Annotated in this window: 18 protein-coding genes and 1 pseudogene; all 19 read right to left on the bottom strand. The window is 47.8% G+C overall.

Annotated elements, in window-relative coordinates:
- Positions 1–153, bottom strand: a pseudogene (locus PMI05_RS02090) (cytochrome C oxidase Cbb3); the annotation flags it as partial.
- A gap of 28 nt (positions 154–181) precedes the next feature.
- Entirely contained in the window at positions 182–853 is a 672-nt protein-coding gene (gene qcrB, locus PMI05_RS02085) for a menaquinol-cytochrome c reductase cytochrome b subunit (RefSeq protein WP_007716591.1), read from the bottom strand.
- Position 854: 1 nt separating this feature from the next.
- Positions 855–1,373 (bottom strand): ubiquinol-cytochrome c reductase iron-sulfur subunit, encoded by a 519-nt coding sequence (locus PMI05_RS02080; protein WP_007716590.1) that lies wholly within the window; start codon positions 1,371–1,373, stop codon positions 855–857.
- 252 nt (positions 1,374–1,625) lie between these two features.
- The gene (locus PMI05_RS02075; RefSeq protein WP_007716589.1) at positions 1,626–2,048 is read right to left on the bottom strand and encodes a DUF2487 family protein; all 423 of its coding nucleotides are present in this window, start codon (positions 2,046–2,048) and stop codon (positions 1,626–1,628) included.
- A gap of 89 nt (positions 2,049–2,137) precedes the next feature.
- Positions 2,138–2,353: an IDEAL domain-containing protein gene (locus PMI05_RS02070; protein ID WP_007716588.1), complete on the bottom strand. Its 216-nt coding sequence runs from the start codon at positions 2,351–2,353 to the stop codon at positions 2,138–2,140.
- Positions 2,354–2,362: 9 nt separating this feature from the next.
- Positions 2,363–3,481, bottom strand: coding sequence for a hypothetical protein (locus tag PMI05_RS02065; protein ID WP_007716587.1), 1,119 nt, complete (start codon positions 3,479–3,481; stop codon positions 2,363–2,365).
- A gap of 103 nt (positions 3,482–3,584) precedes the next feature.
- Complete coding sequence (locus PMI05_RS02060; RefSeq protein ID WP_007716586.1) at positions 3,585–4,532, bottom strand: tetratricopeptide repeat protein; 948 nt, start codon at positions 4,530–4,532, stop codon at positions 3,585–3,587.
- 128 nt (positions 4,533–4,660) lie between these two features.
- Complete coding sequence (locus PMI05_RS02055; protein WP_007716584.1) at positions 4,661–5,311, bottom strand: zf-HC2 domain-containing protein; 651 nt, start codon at positions 5,309–5,311, stop codon at positions 4,661–4,663.
- On the bottom strand, positions 5,308–5,898 hold the full coding sequence (locus tag PMI05_RS02050; protein WP_007716581.1) for an RNA polymerase sigma factor: 591 nt from the start codon (positions 5,896–5,898) through the stop codon (positions 5,308–5,310). The genes PMI05_RS02055 and PMI05_RS02050 overlap by 4 nt, the downstream gene beginning before the upstream one ends.
- A 147-nt stretch (positions 5,899–6,045) precedes the next feature.
- Positions 6,046–7,167 carry an amidohydrolase family protein gene (locus PMI05_RS02045; RefSeq protein ID WP_007716580.1) on the bottom strand — a complete coding sequence of 374 codons (1,122 nt, stop codon included), beginning with the start codon at positions 7,165–7,167 and terminating at the stop codon, positions 6,046–6,048.
- Positions 7,168–7,487: 320 nt separating this feature from the next.
- Positions 7,488–8,771 carry a 3-phosphoshikimate 1-carboxyvinyltransferase gene (gene aroA / locus PMI05_RS02040; protein WP_007716579.1) on the bottom strand — a complete coding sequence of 428 codons (1,284 nt, stop codon included), beginning with the start codon at positions 8,769–8,771 and terminating at the stop codon, positions 7,488–7,490.
- A gap of 91 nt (positions 8,772–8,862) precedes the next feature.
- Positions 8,863–9,966: a prephenate dehydrogenase gene (locus PMI05_RS02035; RefSeq protein WP_007716578.1), complete on the bottom strand. Its 1,104-nt coding sequence runs from the start codon at positions 9,964–9,966 to the stop codon at positions 8,863–8,865.
- 71 nt (positions 9,967–10,037) lie between these two features.
- Entirely contained in the window at positions 10,038–11,132 is a 1,095-nt protein-coding gene (gene hisC, locus PMI05_RS02030; protein ID WP_007716577.1) for a histidinol-phosphate transaminase, read from the bottom strand.
- A gap of 29 nt (positions 11,133–11,161) precedes the next feature.
- Positions 11,162–11,980: a tryptophan synthase subunit alpha gene (gene trpA / locus PMI05_RS02025; RefSeq protein ID WP_007716575.1), complete on the bottom strand. Its 819-nt coding sequence runs from the start codon at positions 11,978–11,980 to the stop codon at positions 11,162–11,164.
- Positions 11,981–11,982: 2 nt separating this feature from the next.
- A complete protein-coding gene (gene trpB, locus PMI05_RS02020) occupies positions 11,983–13,203 on the bottom strand; it encodes a tryptophan synthase subunit beta (RefSeq protein ID WP_007716574.1) in 1,221 nt (406 codons plus the stop codon).
- On the bottom strand, positions 13,166–13,834 hold the full coding sequence (locus PMI05_RS02015) for a phosphoribosylanthranilate isomerase (protein WP_007716573.1): 669 nt from the start codon (positions 13,832–13,834) through the stop codon (positions 13,166–13,168). Before PMI05_RS02015 ends, trpB begins: the two co-directional genes overlap by 38 nt.
- Positions 13,831–14,631, bottom strand: a complete 801-nt coding sequence (gene trpC, locus PMI05_RS02010) for an indole-3-glycerol phosphate synthase TrpC (RefSeq protein ID WP_007716572.1) — start codon at positions 14,629–14,631, stop codon at positions 13,831–13,833. The genes PMI05_RS02015 and trpC overlap by 4 nt, the downstream gene beginning before the upstream one ends.
- On the bottom strand, positions 14,621–15,646 hold the full coding sequence (gene trpD, locus PMI05_RS02005) for an anthranilate phosphoribosyltransferase (protein ID WP_007716571.1): 1,026 nt from the start codon (positions 15,644–15,646) through the stop codon (positions 14,621–14,623). Before trpD ends, trpC begins: the two co-directional genes overlap by 11 nt.
- A complete protein-coding gene (trpE, locus tag PMI05_RS02000) occupies positions 15,640–17,154 on the bottom strand; it encodes an anthranilate synthase component I (RefSeq protein WP_007716570.1) in 1,515 nt (504 codons plus the stop codon). The genes trpD and trpE overlap by 7 nt, the downstream gene beginning before the upstream one ends.
- Positions 17,155–17,177: the final 23 nt, after the last annotated feature.

Genomic DNA, 17,177 nt, shown 5'->3' with positions numbered 1-17,177 from the left:
GGCTGCCCCCATCCACTCTTTCAACAGGAAATTTGGCCAAAACGGCTCGTTTTTACCTGGAAAATCGGAGTAGGATGGAGAAATGTTTGGAATACGCTTCGCCGATACTCGGGAATCTCCGACGAAGGTAGCATCTTTATCTTGTTTTGCCATGCTATTTCCTCCTTTTTTCGAAGACCGATTATAGTGGACCCGAGATACCTTGCGAACGGATCATAACAAAGTGAGCTCCCAGCAGACCAAGCAGCGCGCCTGGGAGGAAGAACACGTGAATCGCGAAGAAACGGGTAAGGGTTTGCGCCCCTAGAATGTCTCCACCTGTGAGCAACGTTTTCACATATGGACCGATCAAAGGTACAGAGTCAGCGATCTGCACACCTACTTTGGTCGCAAAGTATGCGGTGTTATCCCAAGGCAAGAGGTAACCTGTGAAACCGAGGCCCAGCATAACGAAGAAAATCAGTACGCCGACTACCCAGTTCAATTCACGAGGCTTTTTGTATGCACCTGTAAAGAATACACGCAGAGTATGTAGGAACATCATCACGATTACCAAGCTGGCACCCCAGTGATGCATACCGCGTACGATTACCCCGAACGCTACTTCGTTCTGGAGGTACTTAACGGATTCGTAAGCATTGATAACGTCTGGTACATAATACATCGTCAAAAACATACCAGACAAGATTTGAATAACGGTAATAAAGAACGTAAGTCCACCAAAGCAGTAAACAAAAGCTGAAAAATGATGTGCCGGGTTCACGTGCTCAGGTACTTCGTGGTCAGCCAAGTCACGCCACATCGGAGTGATGTTTAAGCGCTCGTCGACCCAATCATACATTTTTTGCATCATTTTAGCCGTTCACCCCCGGACGAGGATTTGCTTTTACTTTACCTAAATACAATTTTCCGTCTTTGACTTCTGTCTCATACTCATCAAGAGAAGCCGTCGGTGGCGTTCCCAAAATGTGCTCGCCATTGATCGAATAACGACCCATGTGGCAAGGACAGAAATACTCATTTGGTTGTCCAGGGCCAGTTCCCCAGTCAACCGTACATCCTAAGTGCTTACAGATCGGGGACAGAGCAAGAATCTCACCCTTGTCGTTCTTGGTAACCCATGCAGTAAGTGTAGATTCTGATTCATACCAACCGTCCTTGGTATGGACCTTGAATTCTACGCGTTTTGGCACGGCACTAAACTCATCCGGACTGCCGACAGCTACTTTATCTCCACCTGCATGTCCTTGCAGAAGGGGGTCTACCGCAAAGCGAATCATTGGGGTGATCATTCCCGCAGCAAGGAATCCGCCAGTTCCCATCAGGGCGTAGTTCAAAAATGTACGCCTGGAAATTTCGCGTTTGTCTCCCATATCTTTTTTCCCTCCTTATCCTGTAAAATAGCGCTACGATGGCATTTTCATACATATACACTAGGTCAATCCCAATCATAGCTAACGCCTATAAAGATGTCAAGAATGTCCAGTGGACATGTCTTTACCCAAACGATGTGTGACAGGATATTGTTGCCAGATTGTCAAATTTAAGACCTTGCCCCACCCATTTTTCTGTAGTATTACCGGAAAACGCTTTCTCTATTGCGTCTCTTTTTTAAGTCAAAACGATTAGCCCCGCACGATTTGCCACAACTTGATGACCTCTTTGTACAGCACATCCACGGTCACTTCGAAACGCAAAGAAGATTCCAGGTCTTCATCCCCTACCAATAAGGTCAATACACCTTCTTCTGCTCGTTCCTTTAATTGAATCTGTTCTCCGCGAAAATGAAGCAGTACTTTATAGGGGAATTCCGCCGGTGTTCGTTGTTCCAGCTGCTCTTCTCCGATTTGATAGCTTAACGGAAATAGCAGTACGCGTCCCTTCAGACGCTGCTCAATCCCGGCCGCTACATTTAATAAGTAGTTCATGCGTACAACATGCTCTTCTACTTTTCTGTCCGTGTTGTACAAATAAAGAGGGAGCAGCGCGGTATCCACAAAGGACCGCAACTCCTCCCAGTTTTCAAAATCGTTCAAGTTCCACTGCATAGAGCCGTCTCCTCATTTCCTTGTTCATTTCTGGAAACAAGCGTACCATGAATGGTCAGAGACTCGCAATAACGCATACGATTATGTATTTAGGCTTGCTCGTAAGCCATGATTTCTTTTAATTCGTCTGTTAAGCGCAAAAACAGCTCTTTGTTTTTCGATGCAAGCGCCTCATCAATCTCCTGGATTAGCGTGCGCTTGCGATATTGACGCATCTGCTCGTCGATCACCATTTCAGATAGCAAACCGGAAACCATTTGATTGTTCGTTCCGTACGCGTTGGAATAGAAATTCGGCCACTCCATACCCATCCCTCACTTCAACAAAATAGTCGTTTCGGTAAAACCATTGTATTTTCGAAGCCAAGTCTGGCTCGCATACGTTGCGGTGTATAACCACTGTCCCTGTTCGTCTTGGCCGACGCGCAACAATCCTAGATGCACCATCATTTTGCATACCCGATTCACCAAGATATCTGTAGGCGAATCGTAGTAAAACTCTTTCATCCAATGGAGCAGCGTGTCCATCAACGATTGCTGACTTACCCAACCACCCGACGCGATCAACGGAATGAGCTGAACCAGCATCGGTAAGTTCGGGACAGCCCGCTTGTACAGCCTCATCCAGAAGCGAATGACATCATGGTACAATTGATCGTTATACGGTTGCTCCAGTCGCTCCCTCCCTGCTTCCGTTACTGCTACCTTGCCGTCCACTTCTTCTATCCATCGGTGATAGTAGCAGAAATCGTAGAGCAAGGAAAAACGGTCAGGGTATAAATCAAAGTGCAGACCGTACCCAAAACGCCATTTTTGCGGCAATAGCGGCTCTTCTTTTACGTACAAAAATTGAAAAAGCTGCTGCTGATGACGCTTGTACATGCCACCTTCTGCGGTTAGGGGTACTGGCTCCTGCTGGAGAAATTGTAAAAATTGCATGATATCGTCGCATAGTGCTGTCCCTTCATCCCTGTAAGCTTGCGGACCGGGATGAAGGAATACGTTTGACTCACGCCACTTTGTCAGCCACGCTTGCAAGTACGGCTCACGGATGTCCAGCGGAATTTGATACTGCCCTACGGTTTTACTTTTCGCCGGAAAAATCCATCCTCGCTTCATTGCAGCTGCAACAAACCTTCGCCCTTCCTCCTGCTTTTTTTCCTTTTCACACTCCAGTGCCACCCCGGCTTTCGCCAACAAATCCTCAAGCGACATGACAGTACGCTTGTCTAGGAACAATTGGAGCAAAAAATGGGTTTCTGCACTGCTCAGCTGCTCAACTTCTTGAGAGATTGTCAACCTGTGCCTCAAGCTAGACAACAGCGACGTAATCAATTCGTTTTTGGAATGAGGGTTGCATTCGCATCCGTAATGGTTGGCAATCTGATGGAGCTGCCGGATATCGGTGTACACCAAGATCTCAGCCAAGTTCATCTGTGCATCCCTTCTTTACGATGGCTTACTTGTCTCTCATTCTTGCCAAAATGCGGAAAAATAAACAGGAAGCCACCGAAGTGACTTCCTGTTTGTCAATTTTTTATTGCTCCTCTTCGGAGTCATGGTCCCACTGGTCGTGAAGTTGTTGGTATTCTTTCGCTTCCTCATAGCGCCCGGCTTGAGTCAAAAGGGCAATTAGCCTGCGAATCTGATCCAAATCGAAACCTGACAACGATACATATTGCTTCAGTGCCTCAATAGCTGCTTCTGTTTTCCCCATCGAAAGATTCACATCTGCAGCTAATGGGTAAGCAGCCACATAATCCTCGTCAACCGCTTGCAAACTGCTGACCAATTCTGCTGCTTCATCCAGTCGTCCTACGTGGAATGCCATCAGTGCACATCCGTAGAGTACTTCTGGCGAACGATCCATGACCAGCGCCTGACGGAATACTTGGTAAGCCTGTTCGAATTGACCGCTTTGTGCGTACGAGCGCCCCTTCGTCAAAAGCATGGACAGACTTTCATCGCCGGCTTGTTCCAGGAGCTTCATTGCTTTCTCGTCTTCTCCAATGCGGAAATACAAGTTACCCAGCGCTGCCATAATATCTTGGTTGTCTGGCTCTTTTAGTCTTGCTTGTTCCAAATACTTGACCGCTACTTCATCTAAATCTTGGAGTGAATACAGATCCGCTAACAACAAGTCAAGCTGGATGCTTTCAAATCCAGATTCTTTGCATTCATAGAGAAGGTGTTGCGCCGTCTCAAAATCGCTGGAATCCAAAGCAATCTCCGCTAACAGCAGCTGGCATTCTATGCGCAAAGAGGAATCCATTTGCGGATTTTTGGCCATGACATCTGTCAACAATTGACTCGCCTCTTCCATATGACCGAGTCGATACCAAACCTCTGCCAAATACATCATGACATCCGGCAAATCTTTTCCATGCTCCTGAACCTTTTGCAAAGCGGTCAAGCCCAACTCCACTTCATCGTTTTCGATCCGCTTGATCGCTTCGTCTATGACATACAGCCACTTTTTCGGCATTTCTTTCACCTCATATGTATTTTGCGTGGCCTTGTTGCTCTACGCGCTTGCTGAACAACCACTCTAATAAAATAGCCACAAAAGACCGTCCGAAGACGGTCTTTTCTTTTACTCTTGATCATATACCATTATGCTCGCGTTAGCCAGCTCATTGTAAGAACAGTAATAAGGATTCCAAAAATACTAAGTACAATGCTGTAATTCGGCTTGGCTAAATCAGGAGAAGTCGGCTTCCCATCGAGCGGTACGATCGAAGCAGTAGCATGTTCCAGAGAATCTCCTTGCGACGTATATGGCTGCGCTTCAACCACGTATGTACCGTCGTCTGTTTGCATGGAAGATGAAATGACTTGCGCTTTTGGCGTATTAATCTCCATAACTTCTCCGTTAATAACGAGTGAATTCGCATGCTCTGTAGTACTTGTATTCACATATAAAGTGAACGAAAAAACCATTAGCAGCAAAACAGCTACACTCGCACCCATGCGTCGCATTCTCGCTGTCACGCTGAAAATTTTTCTGCCAATCGGGATCGCCCACTGCTCTTCCGATAAGATACGGGCCATCACCGCGTCTACAATGGAACGTGATGGAGTTACAGAATGGTATTCTTCTTTATCCATTTCCATCCACTCACCACTGTCCGACCAAATCTCATAGTCGGAACGACAGGCATAGCATGCAGCCATATGGTGATCAACCCGGCGTTGGGTCACCTCAGGCAACAGATTTTCGGCGTATTCAGGCAGTATTTCCTGAACTTCTTCACATCTCATCATCGATTCATCCCTTCAGCTTCATCCAAATGAGGGTCCAGGATGTAGTTTTCCAACTGTCCACGAATACTTTGCCGCGCTCGAAACAGTAGAGACTTCACAGAGCTCACTGTTAAATCCAGAATCGTAGCGATTTCTGTGTAATCCATTTGTTCGTACTCGCGTAATATCAGTGCTGAGCGTTGCTTCTCTGGCAAACTGTTGATCGCCAGTCTTACCATGCTCTCCCGTTCATTCCGGAGCAAAACTTGCTCAGGCAGTGTCTTGGGAGATGCCATAGGCACTTGCAACGTATCATCCAGATACACGTCAGAATTGCGACTCTTGCGCAATTCACTGAGTACGGAGTTGCGTGCAATCGTATAGAGCCAGGTGGAGAATGTAGCTTCTACATCTCGGAAAGAATGAATGCTCTTATACGCCTTGTAAAACGTCTCCTGACATATATCCTCCGCTATATGCTCTAAATGTGCCTGACGCAAAAGATGAGTGACAAATGAGAGGATCTTTTTTTCATATCGACGAATCAGTTCAGCATAGCATTCCAGATTACCTTCTTTAATCTCTCGGATAAGCTGGGAATCGGTCATGATCAGGATTACCTCCTTGCGATTCCGATCCCTCAGCGGCCTTTTGCATAATTAGACTGCTGGGGATGTAAAAAGTTGCGCGACCTTACGATTCTTTTTCTCGTCTGTCTACTGGAAACCATTCACGAAAAAACCCCCAAACTGGGGTTATATGACATAAGCGTAGGGCTTCGTGTCGATTAAACACTTACCCATACCAATCAAAGGGATAAATCGCATATTTCGATATATCCATTTACCGTTCGACATAACAGATGTTGGAAGATGCATTTCACTAAAATTGAGAATAGTGGAAAGATCATTCTTTGTCAACCAGTTTTCCTTTTTCAGGAAAACGATATCAGCGTCTGCGCCAGTTGTCAAGCTTCCTTTTCGCGGATACAGTCCAATTGCTTTTGCAACATTTGTCGAAGTGAGCCTGACTAGCAAGCAAAGCAATTCTTCAGACGTACACCAGCTCTTTCGTGTATCAATCCGCACATCGTGAATTGGAGACGCTACTTGCCAGCTCCCAAACCATTGACGATGTAATTGACGAAGACCTTGATCCGTCACTTCAGCAGGCAAACGAAAGATATGCAGGTACGGGTCATTTTCTTCAAAATGAAAGGCCGCTTGAGAATCCGTAATGACTGTGCGTAACCGCCAATAACGAGTAGCCTCCATCCAAATCTGTCGAATGAGTTCCCGTTGTTCTTTTTTCAAAAACGGATCATTTTGCACCTGCATGTGCAGGATCGTATGTTTAGACGTATGAAGTTGCAAAAGCGTTTCCCATTTTATTGTGGAAATTTCTTCTGGATTTCGAATCGTGACATGAAATGAAGAATAACCATGGTTCATCCACTCCGCTAAGCGGTCACCGTGAAGATCGGCGACATCGATTTCCACGTGCCAAACATAATCTAACAAACTGTTGAAGTGCTGGGTTTGTTGATAGTGAATTTGCGGTCTGCTCATCCAACGCTCTGGCCGGAAAACATCCACCAGGCTTGTACATCCCGAGCTGATGAGATTTCGCATAGCTTCTATATAAACATCTACACCTTTGATTTTATACAACGAATGTGTCGGGAGTGCGACGAAACCGGGCAAAAGATACATACCCGTAGCATCTATTTCTTCAAATAAATCGTTGAAGGGGTTTTTCGTCAAGGTATCTTTAGCAATTCGTACAATTTTCCCATGACGGATCCAAATATCTGCTTCTTTCATTCCTAGTGCTGTGACAATCGTTCCCCCGCGTATGACCATCCCTTGCTCCAGCATAGCTCGTCCCCCTCCCACTTCTCACGCACACGCTACCCTTGTACGAGCATATGCACAGAAAGAGGAAAAAGTACTAATTAGGGCCAAACCCTTTTTTAGACAAAAAAAGACCGTCGTTGATGTAAGCGCATTCAAACGACGGTAGCACACACGTGCTTTCTTATATTGGATAGGAGTGGAGAGAAACCATACTGTAGTTTTATAATAAACGGAATGTAAGCGCTTGTCAAATCATTTTTGCTAAAATTCGGAACGCTTTGTGTTCGCACCAAAAAAAGAAGCCTGCTACCCTATAAAGGCACAGACTTCTCTATCATTCTTTATGATTGACTGATTTTCACAAGCAAGTCATGGAAGCCAGGGAACGATACATCAATCGCATCATCATTTTCGATCGTCGTCTCACCCTCAGCAACGAGACCTGCGATAGCCATCGCCATGCCAATTCGGTGATCCCCCATGCTATCGATGACAGCCCCTGTCAATCCTGTCTTTCCTTCGATGATCATTCCGTCATCGGTAGGTGTCAACCTAGCACCAAATTTGGACAGTTGACTAACCACCGTGGCAATACGGTCTGTCTCCTTTACTTTCAGCTCTTCGGCATCACGGATAACGGTTTGTCCTTTGGCCTGCGTTGCCATGACCGCAATTACCGGAATTTCGTCAATCAGGCGCGGAATGATATCTCCGGCAATTTCAATACCGTGCAGCTCCGAATGCGTCACGAGGAGGTCTGCAACCGGTTCTTCATTTACGATTCGCTCATTCAAAAGCTCCAAGCTTCCCCCCATCGCCTTGACAACATCAATGATGCCCGTGCGGCTTGGGTTGATTCCGACATTTTCAATCAGAAGAGAACTGCCTGGTACGACCATTACGGCGGCAATCAAAAAGGCAGCGGAAGAAATGTCACCAGGAACAGAAATGGCACGGCCCTTCAGCTTTTGTCCGCCTTCTACTGAAACGGTCAAGCCATCACGCACGACTTGTACACCAAATGCTTGCAGCATACGCTCCGTATGATCTCGGGATAAATGCGGCTCTGTTACACTAGTCACGCCTTTTGCCTGCAACCCTGCCAACATAATCGCTGATTTCACTTGTGCGCTTGCAACTGGGGATTGATACGCCATCCCTTGAAGCTCACCGCCTCGAATGGATAACGGTGTGTATTCGCCATCTTTTCTTCCATCGATTTTGGCGCCCATTTGACGGAGCGGTCCGATCACCCGACGCATCGGTCTTTTGGCAATGGACTCATCGCCTTCCATCACCACATGGAAAGGCTGTGTTGCCATGATCCCTGCCATTAAGCGAATGGTCGTACCGGAGTTCCCTACATCCAAATGTTGAGACGGTTCCTGTAAGCCGTACCAGCCTTTGCCTTGTACGGTTACGGTATCTCCTTGTTGTTCAATCTCGATCCCCATCCGACGAAAGCAACTAATCGTGCTCAAGCAATCGGCACCCGGCAAAAAGCCTTCAATGGTTGTGGTTCCTTCTGCTAAAGCTCCAAACATGACGGCACGATGGGAAATAGACTTATCTCCTGGCACGCGAACGGTACCTTTGATTTGTTTGGCTTGTTGTACGCGAATCATTACTTCCACTCCTTTTCTCTCTCACGCTCTCCCAGATTACCAGTCGCACTGTGAAGCGTCTTCGTTGTAAAGTGTGTTTGCATAAAAAAACTTATGTGCGCTTGTATACATTGTAATCGAAAAAGCGAAGAACTTCCTCTCCCTTTTCCAACTCTTGTTGCGAATGGAACGTAATGCGTAGCACTCCATAAACGTCTTCTCGTGTCTCTCTGATTTGGAGATTCGTGATGTTGATATTTCTTGCTCCCAATAATGTCGTAATTCGTCCGATTTCGCCAGGGTGGTCCGGGATATCGATATACAAATCGTTCAAAGGAGGCAATGCACCCGTTTTGCGCTCAGGCAAGCTATCGCGGAATTCTCGTGCCGCTTTGAAGAAATGCTCGATTCCTTCTGGATCTCCCTGTTCTACAAGGTGAACGACATCTTCCAATGCTTTTGCCCAATCTTTTGCGATTTTCAGGATCGGATCACGGTTTTGCAGCAAAATGTCACGCCACATCTGAGGGTTGCTCGATGCAATGCGCGTAATGTCACGGAAGCCACCAGCCGCAAGGGTTGCATGCCAAGCATTTTCCTCGTCGTACTCTGCCACCAGATTGACCAAAGCAGACGCGAGAATGTGCGGGAAATGGCTGACTGCACCCACGACCTGATCATGCGAAGCCGCGTCCATTTGCACGATTTTTGCGCGAGTCAGTGTGAGTAGTTCAGACAATTGTTTTACTTTTTCTTCAGGTGTTCCCGGTGCTGGTGTCAAAACATAATAGGCGTTTTCCATCAGACGGTCAGAAGCAGCTTCCACGCCGGATTTATGCGAGCCAGCCATCGGATGTCCACCAATAAACGTGACATGATCGGGAATGACATCCGCCGCTTGTCTCACAATACCTGCTTTTGTACTGCCAACATCCGTAATGATCACACCAGGCTGCAGCTCCATTTCCACTAACGAACGAATGGTTGCAACGATTTGCTCTACAGGTGATGCGAGGAAAATAACATTTGCTTCCCGAACTGCGGTCTGCAAATCCGTTGTGCCAGCATGAATGACACCAAGAGTCAGTGCTTTATCCAAACAATCCTGACGTAAATCGTAGCCGACTAACCGAATATTTGGATCGCGTCGCATTGACAGCGCGATTGAGCCGCCGATCAACCCGACGCCGATTACAGTAATGGTGGTTTTTTTCATCTCCACTCTCTATCCTTCCTTCATCTCTCTTTAGACAAAGATGCCGAGGCATGCCCGGCATCTTGAGTCCTTTATTTCAATGCTCCAGTCACGATTTCTTTTAAGACAGAAAGAATCTTATCATTTTGCTCTGTGGTCCCGATGGTAATACGTTGAAAACCTGGGAAGCCTAGCGCATTACCAGAGCGAACGATGATGCCTTGAGAGAGCAGCTTTTTGAATACCTCATCGGAATCCCTTTTCAAATCAACCAAGATAAAGTTGGTCTGAGATGGATAGTAGGAAAGCCCCCACTTGTCAAAGGAATCCGTAAACTGCTTCATGCCGTCACGGTTACGATCACGGCATGTTTTCACAAATTCCTGGTCTTTTAACGCCGCACGTGCTGCTACTTGGCCAAGTGTGCCTGTATTGAACGGCTCACGCACATGTTCCAGAGAGGAAATGAGCTCTTCTGACGCGATCCCGTAGCCTATACGAAGGGCAGCCAGGCCGTAAATTTTGGAGAACGTACGCAAAATAATCAGGTTCGGATACTCAGCGAGCATTGGTACTGTTTGTGGATATTCTGGATCAACCACATACTCGTAGTAAGCCTCATCCAAAACGACCAGTACATCTTTTGGAGCCTTTTTCAGAAAAGCTTCCAATTCGGATGTTGTTACAATCGTACCAGACGGATTGTTCGGATTACATACCCATACGACCTTCGTCTGTTCGTTGATGGCAGCCGCCATCGCTTCGAGATCGTGAACGCCATCTTTCAACGGCACCTCAATTAAGTCTGCACCTTCAATAATCCCATTTGAGCGATATTGCGAGAACGTTTGCGTCGCCATGACTGCATTTGTTCCTTCGCTCAAAAATGCACGAGAGATCATCAACAAAATTTCATCAGACCCGTTGCCGAAAAATAATTGACCTGGTTTGACCCCGAGGAAGTCAGCAAGATCCCAGCGTAGACTGAGGCTTGCACCGTCTGGATAAAGGGCCAAATTGTCCAACTGTTCCGCAATGGCGGCTTTTGCCTTCGGTGAGGAACCAAAAGGATTTTCGTTGGACGCCAATTTGATGACTTCGGTCAAACCATATTCACGTTTCACGTCATCAATGGGCTTGCCAGGTTGATATACCGGGGCATTGAGTATGCGTTGTTTCGGTTGCATCCACGTTCACTCCAGTCACATTTTTCCCACTATTGTAGCGCACTGGCTAACTGATGTACAAAGGTTTTTATTTTTTCTACAGCTTCTGGCATCTGTTTTGGATCTTTCAGTTGCTCAGCATGCTCCTCGATTTGCTGTACAATGGCACTTCCCACAATGACACCATTGGTATGTGGTGCTACTGCTCGTACCTGATCCGGTGTGGATATTCCGAAGCCTACCGCAGTAGGAACCGTTGTGCTGGCCTTTACTCGTTCCAGAAAATCTGCCAAATCCACTCGCAGGTCCGTGCGGGCACCCGTCACACCGAGCGACGATACACAATAAAGAAATCCGGTTGCTTGTGCGCCAATCGTATTGATTCTGGAACTGGAAGTTGGTGCCACGAGCGAAATGACATGAATGCCACTCTGTTTTGCTGCGGTTACTGCTGGACCGTTTTCCTCAATCGGCAAATCAGGAATGACAACACCGTCAGCACCATACGCAGCCAGATCGGCAAAAAACCGCTCGATACCATATTGCAAAACCGGATTGAAGTAGGTGAACAGGACGATGGAAGCCTCCATACCTGATTCGCGAAGTCTTTTGACCAATTGCAAAGCATCCCCGATCGTCACGCCATTTTTCAGCGCGCGTTCTGAAGCTCGTTGTATCGTTGGGCCGTCTGCCAAAGGATCGGAGTAAGGGACGCCGAGCTCGATGAGATCAGCGCCTGCTTCGACCATCGCTTTTACGAGTTGAAAGGTTACTTCTATCGAAGGATCACCTACCGTTAGAAACGGGATGAATCGTTTGCGATCACGATCCGCAAATAATTGATCGATTCTGTTAACAGCTGTCGTCATGATTACTCTCCCCCTTCTGCTGTCAGCGCTTCTTGAATAGTAAGCACGTCCTTGTCGCCTCGACCAGATAAACAGATAACCAATATTTTGTCTGAAGACATTTCTTTTGCACGTTTTATCGCTTCAGCTATCGCATGTGCGCTCTCCAGCGCTGGAATGATGCCTTCCGTTTGGCAAAGCACTTGTACTGCCTCGAGTGCTTCCGCATCCGTTACGGATGTATAGGTCACTCTTCCACTGTCTTTGAGATAGGCATGCTCAGGTCCTACACCTGGATAATCCAAGCCAGCCGAAATCGAATGCGCTTCTTGCACCTGTCCGCAATCATTCTGCAACAAGTAGGTTAGGGAACCGTGGATGACTCCCGGGCGTCCAAGTGTTAGTGTTGCCGCATGTTTTTCGGTATCGATTCCTTTTCCTGCCGCTTCTACCCCTCTGAGCGCGACAGACTCATCTTGAATGAATGGATAAAACATGCCAATCGCATTACTGCCGCCACCGACGCAAGCAACGACCTCGTCAGGAAGCCTTCTGAGCATTTGCAGGACTTGACTGCGAGTCTCTTCTCCGATAATTTTTTGAAATTCGCGAACCATGTACGGGTATGGATGTGGGCCAACGACAGATCCGATGACATAAAACGTTTCATCAACATGGGAAACCCAATGGCGAATCGCTTCGTTTGTCGCATCCTTAAGTGTACGTGAGCCGGATACAGCAGGGATGACTTCGGCACCAAGCAGCTTCATCCGAAAAACATTCAACGACTGGCGACGAATATCTTCTTCCCCCATGAACACTTTGCAAGAGAGTCCGAGCTTTGCCGCAACGGTTGCACTTGCCACTCCGTGCTGACCAGCGCCGGTTTCGGCAATAATTGATTGTTTGCCCATCCGCTTGGCAAGCAATGCTTGACCCAAAGCATTGTTCAATTTATGTGCACCCGTATGGTTGAGATCTTCTCTTTTCAAATAGATTTGAGCGCCGCCGACCGCTTTCGTCAAACGCTCTGCATAGGTGAGCGGGGTTGGGCGTCCAGCATACTCGCTGAGCAGTCCATTCAATTCTTGAACAAATGCCGGGTCACGACTTGCTTCTTCAAAAGCGATCTCGAGCTCTGTCACCGCATTCATCAAGGTTTCCGGAATAAACTTGCCTCCGAAGGCACCAAATCGTCCGTTTTCGTCAGGCACGACTCGCGTAGTTGTTTGAATGTTGTTCATGCGCCTTCACCCTCTCCACTAATGTTTTTATTTTTTCGGCGTCTTTTTCGCCATCCGTCTCTACTCCACTGGATACATCGACAATCCCTGCTTGATACTGTCCCATTAATTCTCCGACATTCTCCGCATGAATCCCTCCTGCGATGATGCAGTCTGCTTCCTCGCATGCTGCTTGCAATGTAGGGATTTGCTCCCACGAAAACTTTTTCCCTGTGCCACCTGCTTGACTAGGGTCATACGTATCAAATAAAAAGGCACTGACAATGCCTCGATAGGATTGGATTACTTGAGCAGCATCCGCTTCCCCGCCCACTGCCAGCGCCTTCCACACTGGAATAGCGAACCGCTCCCGAACTTGCTGGCAAAATTGCGGCGTCTCCTGTCCATGCAACTGGATCACGGATAACGGTGCCTCGCTTAGCACTTCCTCCAACTCTTCCATTGTCGGATTAACGAACACACCAACAGCAGGAGGATGGCCCGGAACGGTTGCAAGCAATTGTCCAGCCGTCTGGGCATCAACTTGTCGCTTACTTGGGGCAAAAACAAGGCCTACATAATCGACTTCCATCTCTTTTAACAGCGCAAGTGTTTCCGCTCGCTTAATCCCACATATTTTTAAACGAGTCATACACTCACCCCCGGTGCTGCTTCTCCCACGAGATCAATGACTGCGCGCTCTACGTCTGTTTGGCGCATGAAATGCTCTCCAACCAGCACAGCCCGGGCACCTGCACTTCGTACATTCTCAATATCCGCCGGTGTCGAAATTCCACTTTCGCTCACGATCGTCAATGACGTCGGCAGTTCTGCAATCAACTCATGCGTAACGGCCAGGTCAGTTTGAAACGTATTTAAGTTTCGATTGTTGATTCCGAGCAATTTAGGTTCTATTGCTTGAAAAACAAGCTCGCATTCACGTTTGTCATGCACCTCAACCAGTACATCCATGCCCAGCTCCTCGGCAGTTTGGTTCAGATGGCGAAGTGTTTCCCGATCGAGAATGGCAGCAATGAGCAACACACAATCAGCGCCTGCTGCTCTTGCTTCCACGACTTGAATTTCATCAAGTAGAAAGTCTTTTCTGAGTAAAGGACGATCAATTGCCTCGTGAATTTGTCGTAGATAGCTCAAGCTCCCTTGAAAAAAGGACTGATCTGTCAAAACAGACAAGCATTCTGCGCGAGCTGCCTGATAAGCCTTCGCGATGGTCACTGCCTCGAAATCAGGTCGGATTAACCCTTTGGATGGCGATGCTTTTTTTACTTCGGCAATCACGCTTACAGGCCGTAGACTCGTCTCCAATGCTTGACGAAATCCGCGTGGACGTTGGACTTCCTTCGTTGCAAAAAGCAATGCTGAAACCGTTGTATCTGTATATAGACGTGCGATCTCTTCGCGTTTCTTTTCTACGATTTTACGAAGCATGAATCATACCTCCTGCGATGTGACGGACGTGCTCGAGCTTGCGCATTACCATTCCGCCGTCGATCAATTCCGCTGCACGTATAACCCCTGTCTCAATCGAGCTAACACGATCTGCGAGGTAGAGGATCGCGCCCGCATTAAGCAAAACGATGTCGCGTGCTGCCCCACGTGCGCCAGAAAACACGTCGTGAATGATCTTGGCATTCTCATTGGCATCACCGCCGCGCAAAGCATCCTTCTCATGACGGCGCAGACCGAACTGCTCAGGCTCGATTTCATATGTCAAAATACGACCATCCCGCAACTCGGCAATATGGCTCGTTCCCGTGACAGTCAATTCATCCAGACCATCCGAGCCTGCGACAACGAGCGCTCTGTTCACATCGAGCTCGTGTAAGACTGCGGCTACATTTGGAAGCAGCTTGGCATCATAGACGCCCATCAGCTGATGGCTGGCTCCTGCTGGATTCGTCAATGGTCCCAGTAAATTGAACACCGTACGAATCGCCAATTCTTTTCGCGGTCCAGCCGCATGCTTCATCGCTTGGTGGTACAGAGGAGCGAATAGGAAGCAGAGATTGGTCGCACGCAGGCAATCTGCGGCATCCTTTGGAGATAAATTGACGGGCACTCCCATCGCTTCCAACACATCAGCACTGCCGCTTTTGCTGGAAACAGCACGATTCCCGTGCTTGGCGATGCGTACCCCATCTGCTGCTGCAACAATTGCACTCGCCGTCGAAATGTTAAAGGTATGACTTCCGTCGCCGCCTGTTCCGCAGGTGTCTACCAGACCTGGCAGATCGATGGGAAAACTCATCGCCCGCGCTCTCATGGCTTTGGCAAAACCGATAATCTCTTCCACTTGCTCGCCTTTCAAACGAAGACTCGCTAAAAATGCACCAATCTGAGCCGGAGTTGCCTTTCCATCCATAATCTCGCCCATGGCCTCTTCTGCAGCCGTCCGTGTTAAGTGCTTCCCAAGCAGAATTTGTTCCAGCGCGTATGTTAGCATGACAACTCCACCTTTCTGACAAACATCTGTTCAGCTTTTTCTAACGCAGAGAGCATCGCTGCTGCTTTATTCACCGTCTCTTGATATTCACTCGCAGGGACCGAGTCCGCTACAATGCCTGCACCTGCCTGTACATGTGCGTAGCCATCCTGAAAGAACAATGTTCGAATCGTGATGCAACTATCGAGTGAACCATCAAATGAAATGTAGCCAATTGCTCCCGCATACAGATGGCGTGCGTCAGGCTCGAGCTCTGCAATAATTTCCATCGCCCGCAGCTTGGGGGAACCAGATACTGTACCAGCCGGAAAAGCACTTAGCAATGCATCGAAAGCATGCAGTCCCTCACGAAGTTTGCCGGTCACATGCGAAACCATATGCATCACATGGGAGTAGTTTTCAATAACCAATGCTTCTTCCACTTTCACGCTTCCGTAAGCAGAGACCTTTCCTACATCGTTGCGCCCAAGATCCAGCAGCATGTAGTGCTCGGCTCTCTCCTTTTTATCTGCCAAAAGATCAGCCGCCAACGCAGCATCTTCTTGTGGGGTTGCCCCTCTTTTTCGCGTTCCTGCAATCGGCCGCATCTCTACTTTTTCATCTTCTACACGCACAAGCAGTTCTGGTGATGTCCCAACGACTGTCTCGCCATCGTATTCGAGATAGTACATATACGGGGAAGGATTCAACGTACGCAGCAATCGATACACCGCAAAAGGATCGACATCTGTCTTTACGGAAAAACGTTGCGACAACACAACTTGAAAAATGTCGCCGGCTGCGATGTATTCTTTCGCCTGCACGACTAGCTGCTCGTATTGCTCACGCGTCATATTTGGCTCTACTGTTAATGGCGTTGGTGTATCTGCCGCTACTTGAATGCGTTGATCCATTTCAAGCGGAGCGGAAACTTTGGTAACCAGCTCCTCGATTCGTTCGCAGACTTGTTTGTATTTTTTGCCAATAGTGTCTTCGGTGTCTCCTGGCTCCACATGGAGGTTCACAACCAATTGAATTTCCTGCTTCAAATGATCAAATGCGATCATCTCATCCACGAACAGAAAGCGCATATCCGGCACTCGTACAGCTTCCTTGCGATGTGCTGGCAATTTTTCGAAGTAGCGTAGCGTATTGTAGCCAAAAAAGCCTACCGCACCACCACTGAGACGAGGCAACCCGGGTAGCTTCGGGCTTTTGTAGCGATCGGTTTCTTCACGCAAAAAGGAGAAGGGATTTCCAGTCTGGACAAGCTTTTCACCAGTGCGATAGGAAACGGTGATTTCTTCACCTTTTGCTTCCACGATTTGAAAAGGATTCATGCCAATGAACGAAAAACGCGCCCAACGCGCACCACCTTCTACGCTCTCCAGCAAAAAGGAATCACTCGTGCGAATCTTCTGATACAAGCGAATCGGTGTCTCCTGATCCGCCAACAGTTTCATGCTTACAGGGATAAGGGAATACGACGCCGAGAGGGTCTTAACCTCGGCAAGGGAAGGGAAATACATGGACTCTCATCTCCTCAATTAGT

Source organism: Brevibacillus sp. BC25 (genome assembly GCF_000282075.1).
GTDB lineage: Bacteria > Bacillota > Bacilli > Brevibacillales > Brevibacillaceae > Brevibacillus.
This window is presented reverse-complemented; position numbering and strand designations above follow the sequence as displayed.